The 22,630-nt window shown below is 40.2% G+C and carries 20 protein-coding genes; 7 read left to right on the forward strand and 13 right to left on the reverse strand.

Annotated elements, in window-relative coordinates; genetic code table 11:
* Positions 1-336 precede the first annotated feature (336 nt).
* The 8 genes from ACWODM_RS12875 to dnaE form a co-directional block, all read right to left on the reverse strand.
* Entirely contained in the window at positions 337-1,857 is a 1,521-nt protein-coding gene (locus tag ACWODM_RS12875; RefSeq protein ID WP_455321774.1) for a HAMP domain-containing sensor histidine kinase, read from the reverse strand.
* Positions 1,854-2,540 carry a response regulator transcription factor gene (locus tag ACWODM_RS12880; RefSeq protein ID WP_455321775.1) on the reverse strand — a complete coding sequence of 229 codons (687 nt, stop codon included), beginning with the start codon at positions 2,538-2,540 and terminating at the stop codon, positions 1,854-1,856. The genes ACWODM_RS12875 and ACWODM_RS12880 overlap by 4 nt, the downstream gene beginning before the upstream one ends.
* Positions 2,541-2,689: 149 nt before the next feature.
* Positions 2,690-4,111 (reverse strand): NADP-dependent phosphogluconate dehydrogenase, encoded by a 1,422-nt coding sequence (gene gndA / locus ACWODM_RS12885; RefSeq protein ID WP_455321776.1) that lies wholly within the window; start codon positions 4,109-4,111, stop codon positions 2,690-2,692.
* 215 nt (positions 4,112-4,326) lie between these two features.
* Positions 4,327-4,506 (reverse strand): 50S ribosomal protein L32, encoded by a 180-nt coding sequence (gene rpmF, locus ACWODM_RS12890; protein WP_455321777.1) that lies wholly within the window; start codon positions 4,504-4,506, stop codon positions 4,327-4,329.
* 56 nt (positions 4,507-4,562) lie between these two features.
* Complete coding sequence (locus ACWODM_RS12895; protein WP_455321778.1) at positions 4,563-5,117, reverse strand: YceD family protein; 555 nt, start codon at positions 5,115-5,117, stop codon at positions 4,563-4,565.
* A gap of 184 nt (positions 5,118-5,301) precedes the next feature.
* Entirely contained in the window at positions 5,302-7,086 is a 1,785-nt protein-coding gene (gene pyk / locus ACWODM_RS12900; RefSeq protein WP_455321779.1) for a pyruvate kinase, read from the reverse strand.
* Between the two features lie 61 nt (positions 7,087-7,147).
* On the reverse strand, positions 7,148-8,110 hold the full coding sequence (gene pfkA, locus ACWODM_RS12905; protein ID WP_455321818.1) for a 6-phosphofructokinase: 963 nt from the start codon (positions 8,108-8,110) through the stop codon (positions 7,148-7,150).
* Positions 8,111-8,268: 158 nt separating this feature from the next.
* Complete coding sequence (gene dnaE / locus ACWODM_RS12910; RefSeq protein WP_455321780.1) at positions 8,269-11,592, reverse strand: DNA polymerase III subunit alpha; 3,324 nt, start codon at positions 11,590-11,592, stop codon at positions 8,269-8,271.
* A 120-nt stretch (positions 11,593-11,712) separates the two neighbouring features.
* Between dnaE and ACWODM_RS12915 the strand changes: the two genes are divergently transcribed.
* On the forward strand, positions 11,713-11,895 hold the full coding sequence (locus tag ACWODM_RS12915) for a YjzD family protein (RefSeq protein WP_455321781.1): 183 nt from the start codon (positions 11,713-11,715) through the stop codon (positions 11,893-11,895).
* Positions 11,896-11,936: 41 nt separating this feature from the next.
* Here the strand turns inward: ACWODM_RS12915 and ACWODM_RS12920 are convergent, their stop codons facing one another.
* The 4 genes from ACWODM_RS12920 to ACWODM_RS12935 form a co-directional block, all read right to left on the reverse strand.
* Complete coding sequence (locus ACWODM_RS12920; RefSeq protein WP_455321782.1) at positions 11,937-13,139, reverse strand: multidrug efflux MFS transporter; 1,203 nt, start codon at positions 13,137-13,139, stop codon at positions 11,937-11,939.
* 179 nt (positions 13,140-13,318) lie between these two features.
* Positions 13,319-13,522, reverse strand: coding sequence for a hypothetical protein (locus tag ACWODM_RS12925; RefSeq protein WP_455321783.1), 204 nt, complete (start codon positions 13,520-13,522; stop codon positions 13,319-13,321).
* Between the two features lie 28 nt (positions 13,523-13,550).
* Positions 13,551-14,549, reverse strand: a complete 999-nt coding sequence (locus ACWODM_RS12930) for a YeiH family protein (RefSeq protein ID WP_455321784.1) — start codon at positions 14,547-14,549, stop codon at positions 13,551-13,553.
* 235 nt (positions 14,550-14,784) lie between these two features.
* Entirely contained in the window at positions 14,785-16,227 is a 1,443-nt protein-coding gene (locus tag ACWODM_RS12935) for an NCS2 family permease (RefSeq protein ID WP_455321785.1), read from the reverse strand.
* Positions 16,228-16,507: 280 nt separating this feature from the next.
* On the opposite strand from ACWODM_RS12935, the gene ACWODM_RS12940 reads away from it, so the two are divergent.
* On the forward strand, positions 16,508-17,311 hold the full coding sequence (locus ACWODM_RS12940) for a Cof-type HAD-IIB family hydrolase (protein WP_455321786.1): 804 nt from the start codon (positions 16,508-16,510) through the stop codon (positions 17,309-17,311).
* 134 nt (positions 17,312-17,445) lie between these two features.
* Here ACWODM_RS12940 and ACWODM_RS12945 read toward each other — a convergent pair whose 3' ends face one another.
* The gene (locus tag ACWODM_RS12945; protein WP_455321787.1) at positions 17,446-18,000 is read right to left on the reverse strand and encodes a TetR/AcrR family transcriptional regulator; all 555 of its coding nucleotides are present in this window, start codon (positions 17,998-18,000) and stop codon (positions 17,446-17,448) included.
* Positions 18,001-18,302: 302 nt separating this feature from the next.
* Between ACWODM_RS12945 and ACWODM_RS12950 the strand changes: the two genes are divergently transcribed.
* From ACWODM_RS12950 to ACWODM_RS12970, 5 genes are all read left to right on the forward strand, one after another.
* The gene (locus tag ACWODM_RS12950) at positions 18,303-19,064 is read left to right on the forward strand and encodes a threonine/serine exporter family protein (protein WP_455321788.1); all 762 of its coding nucleotides are present in this window, start codon (positions 18,303-18,305) and stop codon (positions 19,062-19,064) included.
* Positions 19,061-19,537: a threonine/serine exporter family protein gene (locus ACWODM_RS12955; protein WP_455321789.1), complete on the forward strand. Its 477-nt coding sequence runs from the start codon at positions 19,061-19,063 to the stop codon at positions 19,535-19,537. Before ACWODM_RS12950 ends, ACWODM_RS12955 begins: the two co-directional genes overlap by 4 nt.
* 137 nt (positions 19,538-19,674) lie before the next feature.
* Positions 19,675-20,217 carry a TVP38/TMEM64 family protein gene (locus tag ACWODM_RS12960; RefSeq protein WP_455321819.1) on the forward strand — a complete coding sequence of 181 codons (543 nt, stop codon included), beginning with the start codon at positions 19,675-19,677 and terminating at the stop codon, positions 20,215-20,217.
* A 95-nt stretch (positions 20,218-20,312) separates the two neighbouring features.
* Complete coding sequence (locus ACWODM_RS12965; protein WP_455321790.1) at positions 20,313-22,109, forward strand: glycerophosphoryl diester phosphodiesterase membrane domain-containing protein; 1,797 nt, start codon at positions 20,313-20,315, stop codon at positions 22,107-22,109.
* 313 nt (positions 22,110-22,422) lie between these two features.
* Positions 22,423-22,575 (forward strand): hypothetical protein, encoded by a 153-nt coding sequence (locus ACWODM_RS12970; RefSeq protein ID WP_455321791.1) that lies wholly within the window; start codon positions 22,423-22,425, stop codon positions 22,573-22,575.
* Positions 22,576-22,630 lie beyond the last annotated feature (55 nt).

Raw genomic sequence — 22,630 nt, forward strand, 5'->3', positions numbered from 1 at the left:
ATGACTTGTTATCTGTCAACTACTTTTTTGAAATGTTTTTGCTGTTAGATCAGCGAAAAGATCCAATCGGTAATTTAGCGACTTTGTTATAATATCATTTGTTTCGAATGTCGTCAACTACTTTTTTGAAATTTATTTTTGTTACTCTACTTCAATCCAGTTGTTATTGAGGACATGTATTAATATAGCAATTCTATAACTAAAAATCAACTAAAAAAAGACACAATTTTTACAAAAAAATTGGAGACGAATCTTTAAAATAAGTTCGCCTCCAATGTTCGTGTAATTTAGTTATTTCTGCCGAAAACCGCTGAATCATCATACGAATTTTCGTTTCTATTTCTGAAGTTCTAGAGCCTCTTTGACGATTGGAATATACATTCTAAAAATCGTTCCCTGTCCAAGACTGCTTTGTACCATTATTTTTCCTTTGTAACTCTCCAACAGCTGCTTTGCAATCGACAATCCTAGTCCATTTCCCCCTTTGGTTCGAGCACGAGCTTTATCAACTCTATAGAATCGATGGAAAATTTTAGAAATGTCTCCTTCTGAGATTCCTTCTCCAAAATCCTGAATAACGATCTCTACTTCTTTACTATTTTTTGAAAGGGAAAGGTGTACTTCTTTACGATCCGTCGAATATTTTACAGCATTGTCCAAAAGAATGATCAAAATCTGTTCAAAATGATTGCGATAAATTTGCAATAATTTTTCGGATGCTAAATCGTCATCCAAAATAAAGACAAAGTCAGGATACAACATTTTGAAATTATTGAATACTTGATGGACGACTTCCTTCGCCTGTGTTGTTTCATTACTATAATAAACATCGACCTGCTCAGCTCGGGAAAGATCCAGCATTTCCTGAACCAGTGTTTTCATCCGACTGATCTCCTGCATACTAGCATCTAGAGATTCCTCCAAGATTTCAGGATCATTTTTTCCCCAGCGATTCAGCATATTCAAATGCCCTTCAATAATCGCAACGGGTGTCCGTAGTTCATGAGATACATCCTCCACAAACTGCTCTTGCTGCTCTGTATAGGACCGCATTCTATCTAGCATTCGATTGAAAATCTCTGCCATATCTGCCAATTCATCATTAGTATCTATTTTAGGTGTGTGAATATCAGCCTGTGGATTCTTTTGGATTTGTTCCATGGTATCCCTTAACACCTTCAATGGCTTCAAGTAATAAGAAGACAGAAGATATCCGAGAACACTGCTGACGATAAAGGAAATAATCTCTAAAACAATCAAAATAATCAACAGACGATTTCGAATCGCATAAAAGGAAGTCAGCTCATAAAATGTCTGAGCATATCCGGTTTTCTCCCCTGTTTCGATAGAGTAGATTGGCCGAACCAAAATAAAACCAGTCAGACCATCAATAGTTACGACGCTTGGACTTTTATTTGTTGTTTGTGTCAACTGTACGTTCTTTTCTCTAGTTTTAAATACAAGTTTTTCTTCTAGATTATAGACGTAGAGCGTCATTTCTGAACGTCCCAACTCTGAGATGAAGGGGTCAATCTTCATTAAAATCCCTTCTAGTGTGGACGTGCGATCATAAAGACGGCTACCTCCACGGGTGCTGTTTGTCAAATTACGATAAGTGCTAACTAAGCTCAATTCATTTGTCGAGTTCGCCAATCTGGACGCGATCTCATCTGTGACTTGCTCCGCATTCTTTCGTTCTTTTTCCACAAACAAAGCGATCGATGACTGATACGTTGTCACAGCAAAGATAGTAAAAACAACAAAGATAAAGAAAGAACTGGCAAAAGCCCATTTGATAGTCAAAGAGGGCTTTCGTAGTTCTTGCAATCCAGATATTTTTTCTTTTAATCTTTTCACGAGCGCATCACGTATCCTGTCCCGCGAACTGTTTGAATGTAGCTTTCATCTCCAGGAACATCGATCTTATTACGCAAATAACGAATATACACATCCACAACATTCGTTTCTACTTCTGTTTCGTAACCCCAAACTTTATTTAAAAGAACGTCTCTAGCTAAAACGACATTTACGTTTTCCATTAATGTCAATAGAAGTTCGTATTCACGTTTGGTCAATTCAATGATCTCACTTCCTCGTCTGACTACTCGATTTTCTTTTTCAATCGTCAAATCACGGTAAGTAATCGTTGTTTGTTTCGCGACATTTTTGTCACCTTCGATATCAATTCGACGTAACAAGGCACGTAAACGAGCCAACAATTCTTCGATAGCAAATGGTTTGACGATATAATCGTCTGCCCCATGGTCCAAACCAGAAACTCGGTCGATCACAGAATCTCTTGCAGTCATCATGATGATTGGTGTATTTTTTGCCTGACGGATCCGACGGCATACTTCCAAGCCATTCAATTCAGGTAACATTAAATCAAGTAAAATTGCATCCCACTCATTGTTCAGTGCAGCATCCAAACCAGTTCTCCCATTGTAGTGCACTTCTGTTGTATAACCTTCATGTTTTAATTCCAGTTCTACAAATCGAGCCAGATTTTTTTCATCCTCTATGATTAGAATATTACTCATTTAATTATAATCCCCTTTGCTTGTCATTATCTATTCTCTTTCACAAAATGCTACTACGATAATATCATGGAAAGACAAATTAAAAAAGAGATTCGTCCATTATCTTCTCAGAAAAGACTCATCTCTTTCTTTTTTAGTAAAAATTGTTCTTATTTTTCGTCATACCATGAATAATGGAAGATGCCTTCACGGTCCGTACGTTCGTAGGTGTGCGCACCAAAGTAATCCCGTTGTGCCTGAATCAGGTTCGCTGGCAAACGATCTGAACGATAGGAATCGAAGTACGAGATCGCTGAAGAGAAGGTTGGCACAGGTACGCCTGCTTGAACCGCCAAAGCTACCACGTCACGAACGGCTTGTTGGTAGTTCGCCGTAATGTCTTTGAAGTAATCATCCAACAAAAGGTTCTCCAGATCGGCTTCTTTTTCATAGGCATCCGTGATCTTTTGCAAGAATTGCGCACGAATGATACAGCCTTCGCGCCAGATCTTCGCGATTTCACCGAATGGCAAGTCCCACTCGTACTCTTTGGATGCCGAACGCAATTGCGCAAAGCCTTGGGCATAGCTCATGATTTTGCTGAAGTAAAGGGCTTGACGGATTTTCTCCACCAACTCTTTCTTGTCGCCATCAAATGCTGGTGCTTCCGGTTTTGGCAAGACCTTGCTGGCTTGTACACGTTCTTCTTTGTAAGCAGAAATGTAACGAGCAAAGACCGATTCCGTGATCAATGGTAATGGTACACCTAAATCTAGCGCACTTTGGCTGGTCCATTTTCCGGTGCCTTTGTTACCGGCAGCGTCCAGAATCACATCAACAATTGGTTGACCCGTACCTAGATCGTCTTTACGCGTCAAAATATCAGCAGTGATCTCGATCAAGAAGCTGTCTAATTCGCCTTGGTTCCATTCCGCAAAGATTTCTGCCATTTCATCAACAGAAAGTCCAAGAATGTTTTGCATCAAGTCATAGGATTCAGCGATCAATTGCATGTCGCCGTATTCGATGCCGTTATGCACCATTTTTACATAGTGTCCAGCACCATCTGGACCGATATAGATCACACAAGGTGAGCCGTCTTCGGCTTTGGCTGAGATTTGTTCTAAAATTGGTGCGACTAATTCATAGGCTTCTTTTTGTCCCCCTGGCATGATTGAAGGACCTTTTAAGGCGCCTTCTTCGCCACCAGAAACGCCTGTTCCGATGAAGTTAATGCCTGAGTCTGCTAATTCGTTGTTTCGACGAATCGTGTCTTGGAAGAAGGTATTTCCGCCATCGATCAAAACGTCCCCTTTGTCTAAATGCGGCAATAAGGATTGGATCGTCGCATCCGTTCCACTGCCTGCTTGAACCATCAAGACGATTCGGCGTGGTTTTTCGATCGCGTCGACAAATTCCTCTACGCTGTAGGTTCCTTGTAAGTTTTTATCTGGATTTTCCTTCACAACTTCTTCTGTTTTTGATCCTGTTCGGTTGTATAGAGCCACTGAATAGCCACGGCTTTCAATGTTTAAGGCCAGGTTTTTTCCCATTACGGCCATCCCGACTACACCGATTTGTTGTTTTGTCATTTAAACTCCTCCTTGGTCAATCATTGGAAATTTTTAATCTTCTTCATTATAGCGTAAAAACCTGTTCATTCAAACAAAACTCTTTCAAAGAAACCGATTTTTTTGATTTTTCTAAAAAATCAACCACAAGCTTATTTCTCAGCTTTGAATAAAAAAATAAACCTTAGGCTCCATGGTTAGCCTAAGGTTTGAAATCCATTTTCCGAAAAAATAGATTATGCTTCTTTTGTTGCTACATCTTTACCATCGTAATGTCCACAGCTTGCGCAAACGTGGTGGCTTTTTTTCAATTCGCCACAGTTTGGACATTCGTTCAATCCGTTGATAGATAATTTGTAGTGTGTACGACGTTTAGCTTTTTTAGCTTTTGAAGTTCTTCTAGCTGGTACTGCCATTTTGCTACACCTCCTTAAAATTGAAAGCAACCTGAAGGCTGCGGGTTATTCCAATCTTACTCCTCTTCCTCTTCAAATAGAGAGGCGAGTTTTGCAAGACGAGGATCAGTTGTTGTTTGCTCCTTTGATTCCTGTTGACGCTGATAGTCCTCTTCTGAAAGAACTTCCCAATCATCACCTGATGGCAATTCATTGGTATTTCGCTCTTCCTCTGACAAGATTTGCATCGGAATCTCAAGCAAGAGATTGTCTGCAACAGAATCACTCAAATCTAATGTTTGTGTCTCCAAAATAAGAATTTCTTCTTCTGGAACGAGTTCATCTTTTTGCTGGTATTGCTCCGGTGTCATGAAGACCTCGTCTACTGAGAACTGCAAAGGCAATTCTACAGGTTCTAATGAACGAGTGGATGGCAATGTAATGACCGTGTTGGCAGTATAGTGCAAGAGATATTCTTGCTTGCCTACAGTCACTAACCCCTTCACATTGACTGGAGCCAAATCGATTATTTGATTGTCCCGCTCCATCAATTCGTTTTTGAGATCTAAAGTCTCTTCAAACGTTAGCGGCATGTCTTGGTATTTTCTTAATTCCAATAAAGACCATTTCATTTTTATCACCTCTAAGCAACAAAAGCTATTATACAGAGGTTATTTCCCTTTGTCAATGAAATTTTCTTGACACCCTTTTCATCCTCTGGAAAAAAGGAGCTTCTGTTATTTTTTAATGAAAAGCAAACTATATCCCAAAAGAAAAAGCAGGGAAAATTCCCTGCTTTAGAATGGGTTCCATTCATTAAATCGCTGTTGTTTCTCCACGGTAGACGATACCACGACGAGGGTCAACAGTTACTAACTCACCATCTTCAATAATCGTTGTTGCATCTGTTGCACCAACAATAACTGGTAGGTCTTTCGCAATTCCGACAACTGCCGCATGAGAAGTCAAACCGCCATCTTCAACAACCAAGGCTGCTGCTTTTTCAATAGCAGGCATGTATTCTTTATCAGTTGTAGGGACAACCAATACCATACCGTCTTTCGCTTTCGCGATTGCGTCTTCTGCATTTGTTGCAACAACCGTGTTTGCAACGACTGCGCGTCCGCCAACACCTTGTGCTTCGATCAATTTAGAACCGATCAACTGAATCTTCATAACGTTCGTTGTTCCACGTTCACCAACTGGTACACCGGCAGTGATTAGGATCAAGTCCCCTTCTTTTGCAAAGCCTAATTCAACAGCTTTTTTAGTTGCTAAATCAAACATTTCATCAGTTGTAGATGGTTTTGCTGTTACAGTTGGATAAACACCCCAGTTTAACATCAAACCACGTTTTGTACGTTCGTCAAATGTCACAGCTAGAATATCTGCATCTGGACGATATTTAGAGATCATTTTTGCTGTATGTCCTGATTCAGTAGCAGCAACGATACATTTAACGCCTAGGTTTTTCGCTGCACGAGCAACAGATAGACCAATTGTTTCAGTTACGTCAGACTTATCAAATTGATTGATTTGGTAAGTTCCTAATGCAAGCATCGCTCTCTCAGCTTCTTCATCAATACGAGCCATAGTTGCAACAGCTTCTACTGGATAAGAACCATTTGCTGATTCTCCAGAAAGCATCGTTGCATCTGTTCCATCAAAGACTGCGTTGGCAACGTCAGAAGCTTCCGCACGTGTTGGACGTGGATTTTCTTGCATAGATTCTAGCATTTGAGTAGCTGTGATAACTGATTTACCTGCAGCATTACATTTTTTGATGATATTTTTTTGAACCATTGGGACGAATTCAGCTGGAATCTCTACACCCATGTCTCCACGAGCAACCATGATACCATCAGAAACTTTTAGGATATCATCGATATTGTCGATTCCTTCTTGTGATTCGATCTTAGAAATGATTTGGACATGTGTCATGTTCTTCTCTTCTAAGATTTCACGGATTTCAAGAACGTCTTGTGCTTTACGAACAAAACTGGCAGCGATAAAATCGATGTCATTATCTAAACCAAAACGAATATCATCTGCATCTTTTTCAGTGATCCCTGGTAAGCTGATTGAGATACCAGGTGCATTAACACCTTTACGAGAACCTAGCATTCCGTTGTTTTTTACTTCAACGACTAACTCACGGTTCACTTCATCTTTTTCGATAACGACCATGTCGATCAAACCATCATCAAACAAGATATGTCCGCCAACACGAGCATCGTCAAATAACCCAGTGTAAGTCACAGAAATTTTTTCTTTCGTTCCTTTTAGTTCTGGATCCATCGCGATACGAGTGATATCGCCGACATTGAATTGGATGTAACCGGCGCGGCCGTAATCTTCATTCGTTGTATCTTGAACAGTTGTACGAATCTCTGCACCTTTTGTATCCAAAAGAATCGCAACATCTTTACCAGTTACTTTTACTGCTTCACGAACTAAGTTCATACGTGCTAATTGTTCTTCATGGTCTCCATGAGAGAAGTTGAAACGGAAAGTATTTGCTCCTGATTCGATCAATTGAGAAATAATTTCGACAGTATTACTAGCTGGACCTAATGTACTAACGATTTTTGTTTTTTTCATTGAAAAATATGCTCCTATTCTTTTTACCTGTTTTTATGCGTCATGTCTGTTAACTTAAAGCTTAAAATGATAACTCTTGGTTCAATGCATACAATGATAAATCTGGTTGATGTTTGCCGTTTTCCAAAGTATCTACGATATCAGAAGCAACGATTTTATTGTCTAACATCCCAACACACAGACCGCCTTTGCCTTCTTTTAACAATTCTACAGCATAGCCGCCAAATTTACTTGCAAGCACACGGTCGCGGGCGCTTGGTGAGCCACCACGTACAACGTGACCTAAAATAGAGACACGTGCATGGAAATCTCCATATTCTTTTAATTTTTCGGCAAAATCATTCCCGCCCATTACACCTTCAGCTAAAACGATCAAGCAATGTTTTTTGCCACGGTCACGACCTTCTCTGATGCGTTTTGCAACGATCTCCATGTCGAAGTCATGTTCTGGAATAATGATCTCATCTGCTCCACCAGCAACACCTGCCCATAAGGCGATATCTCCAGCGTCGCGTCCCATTACTTCGATAATAAATGTACGAACGTGGGAAGTGGCCGTATCACGAATACGGTCCAAAGAATCCAAAACGGTGTTGATCGCTGTATCAAAGCCGACTGTAAAGTCTGTTCCAGGAATATCATTATCGATTGTTCCCGGGATCCCTACAGCTGGGAAACCATGCTTAGTCAATGCCATCGCGCCATGGTAAGAACCATCTCCGCCAATAACGACCAAACCTTCGATCCCAAATTTTTTCAATTGTTCAATCCCTTTTAACTGCCCTTCCTGTGTTGCAAATTCAGGGTAACGTGCAGAATATAAGAACGTGCCTCCTCGTTGGATCTTGTCACCAACATCTGCAACTTCCAAACGACGAATATCTCCAGCAACCAATCCGGCAAAACCATAATTGATTCCGTATACTTCCATTCCGTTGAAAATTGCTTTACGAGTTACCGCACGAATCGCAGCATTCATACCAGGTGCATCTCCACCACTGGTTAAGATTCCGATGCGTTTCATATTCATTTTCACCTCATTATTTATATTTTTGTCATTTTCAATTAATCGCTTTTGAAGCATTAATCACGTCTAGTATTTTACCATTAATCCTTACAAATGTCTTGAAATATAGAAAAAAAGTTCAAAAAATGTAAGAAGTTATGAAAAATTACAGAAAATCATTTAAAAACAACATTCTTCTCTCCAAATATTCGCTTCAATAATTGTTCTACGTCTTCTGAGTAACTAAGCCAACGTTTTTCATCCAATAATTGTTTTCGGCGATCTTTTTCAAAAAAGAGTAAGATAGGAACATTGCCCGGATGCTCTCTAATGACTATCGATAACTGTTCCAATAATGTTTTTTCTTCTGACTGCGTAGCAATCTTCAAGTAACAGGTCTGATCGGCAAAAGACTCTTCCACTGTTTCAGCAGATTCGATTCGATGCGCCAGTACTTGAAGCTCTCCATTAAAAGAGCTTCTTTCAACCTTGCCTTCAATATACAAAACCTGATTGACCGCAAGACGGCTGCGAATCTGACGGTAAAGAGTAGGAAAAACGGTGACCGAGATTTCGCCACTGGTGTCATTTCCTTCAATAAAAGCCATTTGTTCGCCTTTTTTTGTTCGAATCTCACGAATGTTTTTCACGTAGAAGAGCAAACGTGTTTGTTGGTTCTCAATGATCTCTGAGATGTCCTGAACATTTTTCCACTGATGGGTTTTCTCAAACTTCTGAACGGGATGACCCGACAAATACACACCGAGTAGTTCTTCTTCCAAGTTCAATCTCTCTTCCAATGTGTACTCTCGAACTTCCTGATTTTTCAAGGTCATCATATCTAGAAGCTCCATGCTTCCGCCGCTGTACAACACATTTTGGATCTTTCCTTCCAGCTGAGCGACAGCCTGACGGCGATTAGGTTCGAGTTCATCGAATGCGCCCACATAAATCAACGGCTCAATCAACTCTTCTTTCAACCACTTGGTATTGCGCTGAGAAAGACGTGACAGAAACTGATCCAACGACGCATAAGGACCATTGGCTTTGCGCTCATTTAAAATATCTGCCAAAAAATCTCGTCTGACACCTTTGATTGTACTTAGACCAAAGCGGATCTCATGAAAAGAAGACAACCAGAATCCATAGGTGCTTTTGTTGATAGATGGGGGCAAAAGCTGGATTTTACGTTTTTGTGCTTCGTTCATGTACTCTTTGACTTTCGTTGGATTATGGCGCACCGACTGCAGCAAAGCTTTGAAAAAGGCAGCTGGGTAATGAACCTTTAAAAAGGCCATTTGAAAACCGACGAAAGAATAGGCGAATGCATGGGAACGGTTAAAGCCATAATCTGCAAATCGTTCGATATAATCATAAACTTCATTGGCTTTTTCTTCGGTGTAGCCGTTGTTCACCGCCCCATTCACAAAATGTCGACGTTCTTCATCCAATACGGCTTTTTTCTTCTTACTAATCGCTCTTCTTAAAATGTCGGCCTGACCTAAAGAAAAGCCGGCCATTTGCGAAGCAACTTGCATGATCTGCTCCTGATAAACGATGATACCATACGTATTTTCTAAAATCGGTTGCAGCTCGGGAACAGGATAGCTGATTTTTTCTTTCCCGTGTTTCCGCTGGATAAAGGCATCAATATTTTGCATCGGCCCCGGTCGGTATAAAGCATTGACCGCCGCAATGTCTTCGATGTTTTCAGGCTTCAATCGTCGTAGAACATTACGAATCCCTGCTGATTCAAATTGAAAAACCCCTGCTGTTTCACCTCGTCGAAACAAGGCTAAGGTTTCTGGATCATCCAGAGGAATATCCTTTTGAGTAAATTCTTTTTTGGAGACCTTACGAATTCCTTGCAGTGTATCATCAATGATCGACAGATTTCGCAAACCAAGAAAATCCATTTTCAACAATCCCACAGCTTCCACGTCATTCATTGTAAACTGTGTTAACCAGATTTCTTCTGAGCCTTCTTGAAGCGGGATCAGTTCTGATAGCTTTTCGTCACTGATCACGACGCCTGCGGCATGGGTCGAGACATGCCGCGGCAATCCTTCCAGCGCTTTTGCCGCTTGATACAAACGCAGATTGCGCTCATTCAACTCGACTAGCTCCCGTAACGACTTCGATTCCTGAAAGGCCTTGTCCAAGGTCATTTTCAAAGCATTTGGGATTGCTCTTGACCAGCGATTGGATTCACTTTGAGAGAGTCCAAACACACGGCCAACATCTCGCAGAACCATTTTAGCAGCCATCGTTCCAAAGGTGGCAATCTGGGCAACATGCTCCTGACCGTATTTGTTTTTTACATAAAGTAGGACTTCTTCTCGCCGATTGTCTGGAATATCCAGATCGATATCAGGCATAGTATAGCGTTCTGGATTTAAAAAACGTTCAAACAACAACTGGTACTGAATCGGATCCACATCGGTAATGGACAACACGTAGGCGACTAACGATCCGGCTGCTGAACCACGACCTGCACCCGTCACGATTTTTTGCCGATGAGCAAATGCCATCACGTCCCAAATAATTAGAAAGTAATCATCGAAGCCCATGTTGTGGATCACAGATAATTCATACAACAGTCTTTGCTGATAGGTCTCATCATAGTTCGGCACACGTTTAGGTAGCAGCTCCAGACAAATCTCTTTCAAAAAATCGACAGCTTGCTGGTCTTCTTCTAGGGGATAATGGGGCAACAAGGTTTGATGGAGCGGAATCTCTAACTGGCAGGCAGCAGCGATTCTTTCTGCCTCCAGTAATGCTGCTGGTTGATGCTTCTGATACCAAGCTTGCTTTTCTTCAGCAGCGACTAAACTGTTGTCAGGTGAGAGCTGTTGCAGCTCTTGACGTAGATCCTCGATCTGCGTGCCATTTTTGATATGATGCAAGACACTGACTGCAAAGGCATCTTCCGATTGAAGTGAGTCTACTGCCTGATAAGCTGCTGGTTTAATTCTCTGTGAGCCCATCCATGCTTCAACATCTCGGGAGAGATGACTCTGGTACGGAACACCATAAAAAAGCTGGTTCGTTCCAAATAGCTGCTGAAGCTCTTGGGAACGCATTTCTGCCCGTTGACTTTCCTCTTCAAGCAAGAAAGACAATTCATTTTGAGCCGGCAAGATCGCAAAAACATTGTGGTCCATCGCTTGATCTTCTAAAGTCACCTTCCCTGTGATCATCTTTTGGCTGGAAAGCTTCATCAGTGTTTGGTAGCCCGAGAAATTTTTAGCAAAGAGAAACAGTTCATGTTCTGTTTCTGTGAAGGTTGAGGTATAGATGAGATTCAAACCAATGATCGGTTTGATTCCTTCTTTTTTACAGGTTTGAAAAAATTCAAGGGCTCCATAAAGATTATCTACATCTGTGATACCTAATTGTTGGTAGCCCAGTGCTTTGGCTGCTTGGATGTATTGAGGAATTTTAATTGTACTTTGTAACAATGAATAAGCGGTCATCGTTGTGAGTTGTGAAATAGTCATTTTTTATATTCCTCCAGTTTTTGATGATAATATATAATGAAAAACATGAAAATCTTTACAAGTTACAAAAATATGATACACTAAAGACGATTATTTTCAGTATTGAAAGAAGGTATAGCCATGCGCTACATTGTTACCCTTTTCTGGGCAGTTCTTTTGGGTCAAGTTGTCGGTTTTTTAGGTGGTGCTCTGACATCAACGCCTTATGATTTTACATGGACACTGATCTGTTCCATTATCGTCGGCTTGTTCATCATCATCATCGGAAAAGTCGCCGTTCCTAATCATAAAACTACACACTAAAAAAACTAGTTACATTTATTGTAACTGGTTTTTTTATCTTTTCAACTAATTGTATTCTTTTTAAGATACTTTCTAAAATTAAATGTTGACAGACAAATATTGAAAAGAACGAAGCTACTCGTCACCCAAAATACAGCTGGGTAGCCCATGCTATGGGCAACGGTCGATCCTACCATCGGTCCTAAGACTTGGCCAAAATTCATAAACATTTGATTATAGCTATAGATCCGGCTAACACCCTCTGGTGGCGTGATCCGACTGATCAGCGTATTGATGGACGGCATCAAAGCTCCCGTTGAGAAACCTAACAGAAAGCGCAATGCTCCCAGTTGAAATGGCGTCTTGACAAATCCCATCGGAATAAAGCAAAACAGAGAAAAAATCAAGCCGCCCAATAAAATCTTATGGTTACCGATCTTGTCCCCGATTCTACCCAAGATGGGAGAAGAAATAATCGCTGATACTCCAGCGATCGAAACGATCAAGCCACTGACAAACAGAATATTATTGGTGTTGCCACTCAGTTGACGAATGTATAAGGTCAAAATCGGGCTAATACTCGTGATTCCTACCTGTAAAACGAGTGATGTGACAAAAAGCCCAACTAAAATTTGAACGTTGTTCACTCTAGCAAAAATTTCTTTGGTCGTCAGCATTTCCTGCTTTTCTACAGGGGTAAAATCTTCTTTTACCATAAAAACAGTTAAAAGAGCAGTAATAAATAAAACAATCCCTGTAATGATAAACACATTCTTGATCCCGGCAAGTTCCGCCAAGGCTCCCCCCATAGAGGGACCAATCAAATTTCCAGCGATCGCTCCGGTAGCCAATGTTCCCAAAGCCCAACCGCTTTTTTCTCTAGGTGCTTGTGAAGCGATCATCGCTGTCGCATTAGGGATGTACCCAGACAAAACACCTGTGAGAAATCGCATGATCAAGAGCCAATAAACGTTAGGAACAAATGCCAAAGACCCCATTGTCAAAGTCATCCCTGCCGAGGCACGGATCATCATCAAACGACGTCCTTTGCGGTCCGCAAGATTTCCCCAGATCGGCGCAACGATTGCTGCCGCAAATGCTGTCACGGAGATTGCAAGTCCCGCAAACAGTTCGATCTGATCTTTTGGAGCACCTAATTCTTCAATATACAAAGGAATGAAAGGCATCACTAAACTCATACTCGCACCAGTAAAGAAACAACCTATCCAAGAAATCATCAAGTTCCTCTTCCAATCAATGTTCATACACAAACCTTCTTTCCCTACAACTATAGACCATTTTCTGAGATTTTCAAACCCCTTAGTCTGAAAAGGAACAAAATTCTATTTTTTGAAAAATAAGAAAATACATGCACAACAAGCCAAACCAAGTATTTTAAAATACTTGGTTTGGCTTGCAAAGACCGTTTTTTTTTTTGCGAGATTTAATCTTCAAGGACAATTCTTTGAATCGCATTAAGATTGATTAATCTTGAATTACTATTGTAGGAGTGCCTCACATGAATCCAATTCGGCTCATCAGCCAATTCATCCACTAAGGTATCTGCATGGAAAGAATTTCCACGTTCATATCTAAATGCCACTTCTTTTCCTTTTTCTAGTCTTTCAATAATAATTTTCTTAATCATTGTTATTCCTCCTAAAAAATCTTCACTCTTACCAAATTGTCAAAATACGTTGCAAAACTAAACTAACAGCCATGATACTTACCCAACAACTCAAGCCAAGAAAAAGTGCCTGCCCTCCCCCTTTGATTAATTGTACAATATTTGTGTTCAAGCCAATTGCTGTGAGCGCCATAACAATAAAAAATTTACTTAGCCTAACCAGCAAATCAATAATAGAACTAGGGATAGGAATAAATGTATTGATCACCGCTGCTAAAAGGAAAAATAAAATAAACCACGGAAAAGATTTAGAGAGATCAACCGCGGTCGCAGCATTCCTTTTGGATCGATACAAGGCTAAAAACAATGTAATAGGAATAATCGCTAAAGTTCTGGTTAACTTAACGATCGTAGCATAATTCAATGCGGTATCGCTGCCCTGAGTGGCCGCCCAAGTTTGACCCGCTGCCACGACAGAAGAGGTATCATTAATGGCTGTTCCTGCCCACATGCCAAAGCCAATGTCGCTCATTCCTAAAATTTGACCAAATACAGGGAACAAAAATGCAGCTAAAATATTAAAAGAAAAAATGACCGAAATAGCTTTAGCAACATCTTCATCATCTGCATCGATGACTGGTGCAGTCGCCGCCACCGCAGAACCGCCACAAATAGAGGAACCGACTCCTATCAACACAGAAATATTTGAGGGGATTTTCAACCATTTACTTACAAGATAGGCAACGATTAGAGAAGTAGTGATCGTTCCTATGATCACGATCAAAGACTGACTTCCTACTTTAAATATTTGAAATAAGTTCATACCAAATCCTAAAAGAATAATGGCAAATTGTAATATCTTCTTTGAAGTAAATTTAATGCCTGCTTCGAATGAATTTGCTCTAGGTATAAAAGCTATCAACAGCCCCAACAGGATCCCAAAAACCGGACCTCCTACGATTGGAAAAACAGTTCCAAGTTGGGTTGCTATTAGTGCTATTCCCCAAGTAAGGAGAATTCCTAAGTAATTTTTCTTCATAAAATCCATTGACTCACGACCTTGTTTTATATTTATTTCTATACTACCACGATAAAAACATTGTGTGACGAAAAAAAGCTCTTTTCTGCATTCTATTTGAAACTGATAAAAAAATCTCAAATTAAAAGAACTTGTTACCTAGACCTTGCGTCAAAACTTGTTTAATCATTTTCAAAACAATTCTTCCTTCACTAATAAAAAAGCTCCCTCTCCAAAAAACTGGAGAAGGAGCTCACTATTTTTTCTACATTGTTAGACTTGCCATGATCACAAAGTTCAAAATGAACAGAATGTCCACGATCCACAAAACAGGAGAAACTTCTTTGACTTTGCCTTTGGCTACTTTCACGATCGTGAAGAAAATGAAGCCTGCAGCGATACCATAAGAAATACTGTAGCAAAGACCCATAAAGATCGATGCGAAGAATGCAGGTACTGCATCCTCTAAGTCTGTCCAATCAATGTCTTTGAAAGAGGCCATCATCATGACCCCAACCAAGATCAATGCCGGTGCTGTTGCCTGCGCAGGAACAACCGCGATGATTGGTGAGAACAAGCTGCTCAATGCAAACAACGCTGCAACAACAAGCGAGGTCAAACCTGTACGTCCACCAGCGCCAATACCAGCTGCTGATTCCACATAAGTTGTTGTATTAGAGGTACCAAAAATTGCTCCGATAGAAGTAGCTACCGCATCTGCGAACAAAGCACGATCCATTTTTGTTGTGAAGCCTTTACTGTCTTCCAAAGCTTCTTCGTCTTCTTGAGAAAAGATTCCTGTACGACGGCCTGTTCCGATAAAGGTTCCAATCGTATCAAAAGTATCTGACAAACTAAAGGCAATGATCGTCATTAACACTTGCGGAATTTTGGATGAATCGCTAAACAACGATTGCATCCCTTCTGGTCCAAAAGCTGCACCAAAAGTTGTTCCTAGCTCTTTGATCGAACTGCCTAGAGAATTTGCCTGCCAGTCAATTGCACCCAGATCAACAACTCCCATCAAGATACCAATGATTGTTGTACCAACGATCCCGATCAGAATGGCGCCACGCACATTCATGATCACAAGAACTGTCATCAAAACCAAACCAATCACTGCCAACAAAACAGGTGCATTGTTAAAGGCTGCCAATTCTGGCACCACGCCACCATTCATCGTCACGTTGACTGCAGCATCGCCTTCAACGATCGAGCTTGTGATCGTTCCTGAATCTGCTGAAAAGCTCAACAAGTTCGCATTCTTGATCCCAACATAAGCAACGAAGATCCCGATACCACCACCGATCGCATGTTGCATGCTTTCTGGGATCGCACGAATGATCAGTTTACGAATTTTTGTTACGGTAATAAAAATATTGATCAAACCACAGATAAAGACCATCGCCAAGGCTTCTTGCCAGCTATGACCCAAACCAAAAACCACTGTAAATGTGAAGAAGGCATTTAAGCCCATTCCAGGTGCTTGCGCATAAGGAACATTCGCAAATAGTCCCATGATCAGTGTCCCGATCACTGAAGCAATGATCGTTGCCAAGAAGACTGCTTGGAAAGGCATCCCTGACGCTGATAAAATAGACGGGTTAACGAATAAAATATAGCTCATTGCAAAAAATGTTGTTGTCCCCGCCACAAATTCTGTTGATACGGTTGTTTGGTTTTCCTTTAATTTGAAAAACTTGTCCATTGTTTCAATTCACTCCCAAATTTAAGTTAGACAACGAAAGAAAAATTTAAAAATAAAGGCAATCTTTGTCTTTTCGTTGAACAACTACAGATTATAGTTATCCTTTTACTATTTATCAACATTTCATTAACAAAAACTTTTCATTTTCATTTCATTGTTCGTGTTTTAATCATGAATCGTCGGTTTGCTACATCCCTATCGAGGAGAACGTTTTAGAATATTTCTTAAATAGCAGAAATATGTTACACTTGCAGAAGCAATCTAGAAAAGGAGATTGAGTATGTCACGAAAATTGATTGCCATCGATTTAGATGGAACAACGCTAAATAGTCAGTCGCAAATCAGCCTTCGAACAGTGGAGGTTTTAGAAAAAGCAAAAAAGGCCGGGCACTATGTCAGTATCGCTACTGGACGTCCCTTCCGAATGAGTGAACAATTTTATCGTCAGCTAAAACTAGACACACCAATGGTCAACTTCAATGGTGCTTTGGTGCATAAACCTTATCAGAAATGGTCCTTTGAACGAGAACTATCTATTTCTAAGGATATTGCTTTCGAAATTCTCGCGCAAAAAGAAGCTTTGAATTTAGACTTCGTCGCAGCCGAAAACAGAGAAACCTTTTATATCAATGACTTAAAAGACTTTGAAGGCTCCTTCTTTGCAGCCGAAAATGTGTCAGAAAAGAATCTATTTTCAAACTTGACCACTAATCCAACGTCTTTATTGGTAAAAACACAACACGAATTCTCAGCCCAAGTCTCTTCATCTCTGAGCAAGCAATTCAACGGAGAGATCGATGTCCGTACATGGGGTGGACCAAATGCTATCTTAGAAATCGTACCTAAAGGTGTTCAAAAAGCGATGTCTGTTTCGGTCATTGCTGATTCATTGAATATCAAGCAAACAGACGTGTTAGCTTTTGGAGATGAACACAATGATGTCGAACTACTAGATTATGCTGGCTGGGGTGTTGCCATGTCTAACGGCACGGATCAACTAAAAAGTGTCGCTAATGACATCACGCCAAAAACAAATGATCAGGACGGACTAGCAGACTATTTGGAACGTTATTTGTCTCTATGATCAACAAAAGTTCATCTTAAAAAAAAGACTCAGATATAGCTTCAAAATAATCATATAAATTCTCATAAAAACGTAGGAAATCAATCTGTACGGTGAAACAAATTGATTTCCTACGTTTTTTTCCCGTTTCTTGTTTATTCATCTTTCACCGATAGGATCGCTCGAATCGCTTGCTGAACGATTTCGATGATTTGCTGGCGTTTCGGTTCAATGATTCCTGAAGACATCAACGCAGCAACCCCGGTAATAGAAATCCAGATCCCTTTATGTAGAGCCTTCAAATACTCCTCTGACAGATCACTGTACTCCTTGTAGCCCTCGATCGTCTTGACAAAGTGCGCATATGAAAAATCATACATCAATTTTCCACCACCATATTCATCAACAAACAAGGCCATAAACAAATCCGGATTTTTTTGTGAGAAATCGATATAATTGATGGCTAGATCGATCAATCGGTCACCCGTGTGTTCAATAGAAAAGATCCGTTCTTCCAAGTCCCGATAAACTGTTTCAGCTAGTGTATTTTTTAAGTCCTGCATATTTTTAAATTCCAGATAAATCGGTTGAGTGGAAACACCCATTTTTTTTGCCACGTTTCTTGCAGTAAAATTACTGAATCCATCTTTGGCAACCACTTCGTAAGCTGCTTTTAATATGTGCTCTCTTGTATATACTTTATGCCTCATAGTTCCCCTCCTCATCAAAAATTAATCTATCAATGTTATTTTAACTTATATGATACTTTTTTTAAAGTATTTTATCCAGAATCCCCTTACATTTCATTCTCTCAATAAAATTGGTTATTTTCAACTTTGTTGATTGCTCTTTTTTCATTTTATTCGATATTTTTTCGGAAATTTTCGGAAAAAATACCGCACGATGGCTGTTATGTTATTTGCTTTGAGTCTTCTATTCTTGTAGGTTTCTCAGGAAAAAGATAAAATAAACACATCTTTAGAGAATCTATACCACAGAAGGAGTCAAAGAAATGGCCGCATCTCGGGAACTAGTATTAGAAACCTGTCTACTAGCAGGAAAAATAATGATGGAAAGTGGATCAGAGGTCTATCGAGTGGAGGATATGATGAATCGTATCGCTGCAAACGCCAACGAGCCCAACAGTGTCAGCTATGTCACTGCAACCGGTATTTTTATGGGCTTACGCAGCAGTCACTACACACAGGTGGAAAATGTGGCCGAGCGATCGATCAATCTAGAAAAAGTCGCTGCGGTCAATCAACTCTCTCGTGCTTTTGCTGAAAAGAAAATCGACTTGCTGACTCTGCACAATTCACTGAAACAAATCGACTACGACACACCAGCATTTCCTTTATGGCTGCAGATTTTGAGTGCAGGTGTCATGAGCAGTCTATTAATGTATATTTTTGGCGGAACGATTCAAGACCTGGCCGCCACTTTTCTGATTGGCAGTCTGGGATTTTCGGTCAAATACTGTATGAAAATCCTGATTGATCTTCGGTTTTTTGATATTTTACTGGCTTCTTTTATAATTGGTACTTGTGCTATTCTTGCAGTCAATTGGCACTTAGCAGCTAACATGGACAATATTATTATTGGTGCCGTGATGCCGCTCGTACCTGGTGTAGCAATCACCACCTCCTTTCGTGATATTCTGGCAGGGCACATGATCAGCGGACTCGCGAGAGGTACCGAGGCATTGATTATCGCTGCCTCGATCGGTGTTGGAATTGCAACATCGCTGTCTTTTTTTGGAGGAACGATTTTATGACTTTTCTTATTCACTGGATCTCAAGCTTTCTCAGTACGATCGCTTTTGGAATTTTGACCAATATCCCTCGGCGCGTCCTGCTATCAAGCGGATTGACCGGCAGTATTGGCTGGCTTGTTTACTTTTATTTGCATCAGGAAGGAGCCGGTCTAGCTGTAGCTAATTTTTTTGCTACGGTTGTGATTGGCTGTTTCAGTATTTTCTTTTCCCGTAAAAAAAAGATTCCGATGATTATTTTTCATATTCCTAGTCTGGTTCCACTTGTCCCTGGTGGACCTGCGTACAAAGCTGTTAGAGAACTGGTGTTGGGAAACAATGTCATTGCTTTTGAAAACATGATGATCGTGATCATCACTGCCGGAAGTATTGCTGGAGCCTTTATGATCATCAGTTTGATTGAGAGAATCATTGGCAAATGGCAGCAAATAAAAAAACATCGACTTAACAAACAAGACCAATCAGGAAATCTATAAGATATTCTAAATTCCAGTTTAGATATTATCTATTTTACTGTCTTGCCCGTATAATCAAGCTAACTATGACAAGGGAGTGTCTTGCTATGCGCGTAGCAACAACTAAAAAAGTCTTTCATCTGCTTTCATTCACAGGGATGGCTTTTTCACTGATCGTCGCTGTTTACTTTTTTCAATTAGGTGTTTTTCGAGATATGCAGTCTTTACAGACTGTTGTAAATTCTGCTGCTGTTTTTGGCCCGTTACTGTTTATTTTGATCCAGATTATTCAAGTGATCATTCCGATCATTCCCGGTGGACTCTCACTAGTAGCTGGCGTGCTACTGTTTGGACCTATCGAGGGTTTCGTGTACAACTATATTGGTATCTGCATAGGATCGATCATCATCTTTCTCTTGTCTCGTCATTATGGGAAGCCGCTGGTTGAACACCTTGTCAGTGAAAAAATCTATACGAAATACGCTCACTGGCTGAATAATCAGCAACGCTTCGACAAGCTTTTTGCCTTAGCGATCTTTTTGCCTGTCACCCCAGACGATGCCTTATGTTTGATGGCTGGCTTGACCGACATCTCATTCAAAAAATATACTGCGATCATCCTACTGGCTAAACCAGCATCCATCTTTCTATATAGTATGGCCTTGGTTTATGGCGGAACATTTTTAACAAATTTACTCTAGACACTTTTAACTGACTGTTTAAAAGCGACTATCCAAAAATCTTGGACAGTCACTTTTTTTATAGTATCATCAAGAGAGACTAGGAGATGAGTGAGATGAATTATCTAAAACACAGTTTAATCAATACACGTGATTTCTTATTAGGAACGAGAGCCTACTTTAAAAATGTACTATTAATGCACGGCGCAATTCTCTTCCTCCTCATCCCTCTTTTGACCAGTTCTACCACTTTCATTTTGCGCAGAGGAGAACTTCCTTATCTTTCTTTTGATAACATCGGCGAGGTTCTACTGCGTCATCCAGGAGTCAGCTTTTCACTTTTGCTGATTTTGATTGCTGTCCTACTCGCTATTTTTTTTGAATTCACCTTTTTGCTACTAAGTGTCTATTTTATTAAGAAAAAACAACCTGTCAGACTCAAGCCACTTCTGACAATGACGCTATACCAAATGAAAAAAGTACGACTCCAAACAATCTTGTTTTTCTTTTTCTATTTCTTTTTGGTTTTGCCTATCGGTGGTTTTACCTTTCAATCCGATTTGCTTTCCAAAGTGAAGATCCCGGTATTCATTGTTGATTTTATTTTTGATAATCGAATCGTGATCATCGGCTTGTTTCTACTTTTTTATGCTAGTATGATCTATCTGGGGATTCGGTTAGTTTTTGCTTTACCTGAAATGATTTTGCGAGATCGTCCCTTCAAGCAAGCTATCAAAGAAAGCTGGATGCTGACTAGAAAAAGATTTTTTGCTATCGTGGCTCAACTGCTGATCATCACAGGCAGTGTCCTAGCAGTGACCACTTCTGCCTTTTTCCTGATTTTAGGTGCCCAGCGCTTGGTCGAGGAATTCGCTGCAGAGCACGCATTGACCTCAGCGATCTTCGCTATGACACTCTTGCAGTTTTTCTTACTGATCAATATCGTTCTTTCAACAGTTGGTATTTTTTATGTAATCATTGATTTTATGGATGATGAAGGCTTTCTTCCAGAATTACCGTCCTGGTTTAATGATGAATCGAAGACAAATCGCTATGCAGGACTCATCCAAGCCTTGCTGTTGGTTGCGGCCATCTTCTTTGGCGTAGGTGTGAGTTTGTACAATCGAGAGTATTTAACAGATTTCAGCCTCAGCCAACCGTCAACTATTTCTCATCGAGGGGTAAGCAATGGTAACGGTGTTCAAAATTCAATCAGTGCATTGGAAAGGACCAGTACTAGCTTTTCCCCCGACTATATAGAAATGGATATTCAGCTGACTTCTGACGGTCACTTTATCGTGTTCCATGATTTTAATTTCAATGCACTTGCCGGTGTAAGAAAAAAACCAGAGGAAACAACCTTAGCAGAAGCACAAGCGCTAACTGTCTCAGAAAATAGTCAAACAGAAAAAATCAGTACATTTGATGACTACTTAGATGCAGCCGAAGACTTGGAACAACCTTTACTTATAGAAATAAAAACACAGAAAAAAGATATCCAACAACTAGTAGAATTGTTTCTCGACAACTATCAAGAACGGCTAATCGCAAACAGACACATTGTACAAAGTTTGTCTTATCAGATTATTGAAGAAATCAAAAAACAAGCCCCAGAGCTTACTGCTGGTTATATTCTACCCTTTAGTCTTGTCGGACCGCCGATCACACAGGCTGATTTTATCACGATCGAATATACCACATTGACACGTAATTTCATCCAAACGGTCCAGGAGGATGGAAAACAAGTCTTTGTCTGGACCACCAATGATGAGGATACGATCAACCGTATGATTTTCTATGGCGCAGACGGGATCGTGACAGATCAGATGGAACTACTGAATGACACTGTCAACCAGCCAGAGGCAGTGACCTATTCTGATAAATTGGTCCACTTCGTTTTGGGTGTTGGCTGATTCATTCTTACACACCACAGTCAGACAGATGACAATTTTGTTCTCTGTTTGTAACTGTGGTGTTCGTGTTTTTCCCTTGAATTTATCTTATAGTAGCAGTAATGATAAATGGATGGAGGGAAAAGAAATGGTCATTTTACAAACAATTATCTTTGTCACACTTTCAATTGGTCTACTAGCTGGACTAAAAGAATCAAACTAGCTATTTTGTTAAGAAAATTTAACGAATCCTACGATTTTTTTTGTAAATTACATGACTTCGTGCTAAAGTAAAGTTAGCGGCTGGTAACAAAGAGTAAAGGAGGAAATTCGTATGACATTCACAAAAGAAAACTTAGAATATCGCATTGCCTTTGACACGCAAACTAACATGTTCATGGCAATCGACAACAAAGATGAAACACATATCGCTTACGGTGTTACAATTGAAGAAGCAATCAAAAAACTAAACTCTATCAAAGCTTAGAAAGGACCCTCATTCATGAATACATCGGATAAGTTCGATTAGGACCGTCTCTCGT

Source organism: Enterococcus olivae (genome assembly GCF_053760925.1).

Excerpts from the sequence above, each read along its gene's own strand:
- ACWODM_RS12880 (WP_455321775.1), bottom strand. The coding sequence starts at position 2,540 with ATGAGTAATATTCTAATCATAGAGGATGAAAAAAATCTGGCTCGATTT.
- gndA (WP_455321776.1), bottom strand. The coding sequence starts at position 4,111 with ATGACAAAACAACAAATCGGTGTAGTCGGGATGGCCGTAATGGGAAAA.
- rpmF (WP_455321777.1), bottom strand. The coding sequence starts at position 4,506 with ATGGCAGTACCAGCTAGAAGAACTTCAAAAGCTAAAAAAGCTAAACGT.
- ACWODM_RS12895 (WP_455321778.1), bottom strand. The coding sequence starts at position 5,117 with ATGAAATGGTCTTTATTGGAATTAAGAAAATACCAAGACATGCCGCTA.
- pyk (WP_455321779.1), bottom strand. The coding sequence starts at position 7,086 with ATGAAAAAAACAAAAATCGTTAGTACATTAGGTCCAGCTAGTAATACT.
- pfkA (WP_455321818.1), bottom strand. The coding sequence starts at position 8,110 with ATGAAACGCATCGGAATCTTAACCAGTGGTGGAGATGCACCTGGTATG.
- dnaE (WP_455321780.1), bottom strand. The coding sequence starts at position 11,592 with ATGACTATTTCACAACTCACAACGATGACCGCTTATTCATTGTTACAA.
- ACWODM_RS12915 (WP_455321781.1), top strand. The coding sequence starts at position 11,713 with ATGCGCTACATTGTTACCCTTTTCTGGGCAGTTCTTTTGGGTCAAGTT.
- ACWODM_RS12920 (WP_455321782.1), bottom strand. The coding sequence starts at position 13,139 with ATGAACATTGATTGGAAGAGGAACTTGATGATTTCTTGGATAGGTTGT.
- ACWODM_RS12925 (WP_455321783.1), bottom strand. The coding sequence starts at position 13,522 with ATGATTAAGAAAATTATTATTGAAAGACTAGAAAAAGGAAAAGAAGTG.
- ACWODM_RS12930 (WP_455321784.1), bottom strand. The coding sequence starts at position 14,549 with ATGGATTTTATGAAGAAAAATTACTTAGGAATTCTCCTTACTTGGGGA.
- ACWODM_RS12935 (WP_455321785.1), bottom strand. The coding sequence starts at position 16,227 with ATGGACAAGTTTTTCAAATTAAAGGAAAACCAAACAACCGTATCAACA.
- ACWODM_RS12940 (WP_455321786.1), top strand. The coding sequence starts at position 16,508 with ATGTCACGAAAATTGATTGCCATCGATTTAGATGGAACAACGCTAAAT.
- ACWODM_RS12945 (WP_455321787.1), bottom strand. The coding sequence starts at position 18,000 with ATGAGGCATAAAGTATATACAAGAGAGCACATATTAAAAGCAGCTTAC.
- ACWODM_RS12950 (WP_455321788.1), top strand. The coding sequence starts at position 18,303 with ATGGCCGCATCTCGGGAACTAGTATTAGAAACCTGTCTACTAGCAGGA.
- ACWODM_RS12955 (WP_455321789.1), top strand. The coding sequence starts at position 19,061 with ATGACTTTTCTTATTCACTGGATCTCAAGCTTTCTCAGTACGATCGCT.
- ACWODM_RS12960 (WP_455321819.1), top strand. The coding sequence starts at position 19,675 with ATGGCTTTTTCACTGATCGTCGCTGTTTACTTTTTTCAATTAGGTGTT.
- ACWODM_RS12965 (WP_455321790.1), top strand. The coding sequence starts at position 20,313 with ATGAATTATCTAAAACACAGTTTAATCAATACACGTGATTTCTTATTA.
- ACWODM_RS12970 (WP_455321791.1), top strand. The coding sequence starts at position 22,423 with ATGACATTCACAAAAGAAAACTTAGAATATCGCATTGCCTTTGACACG.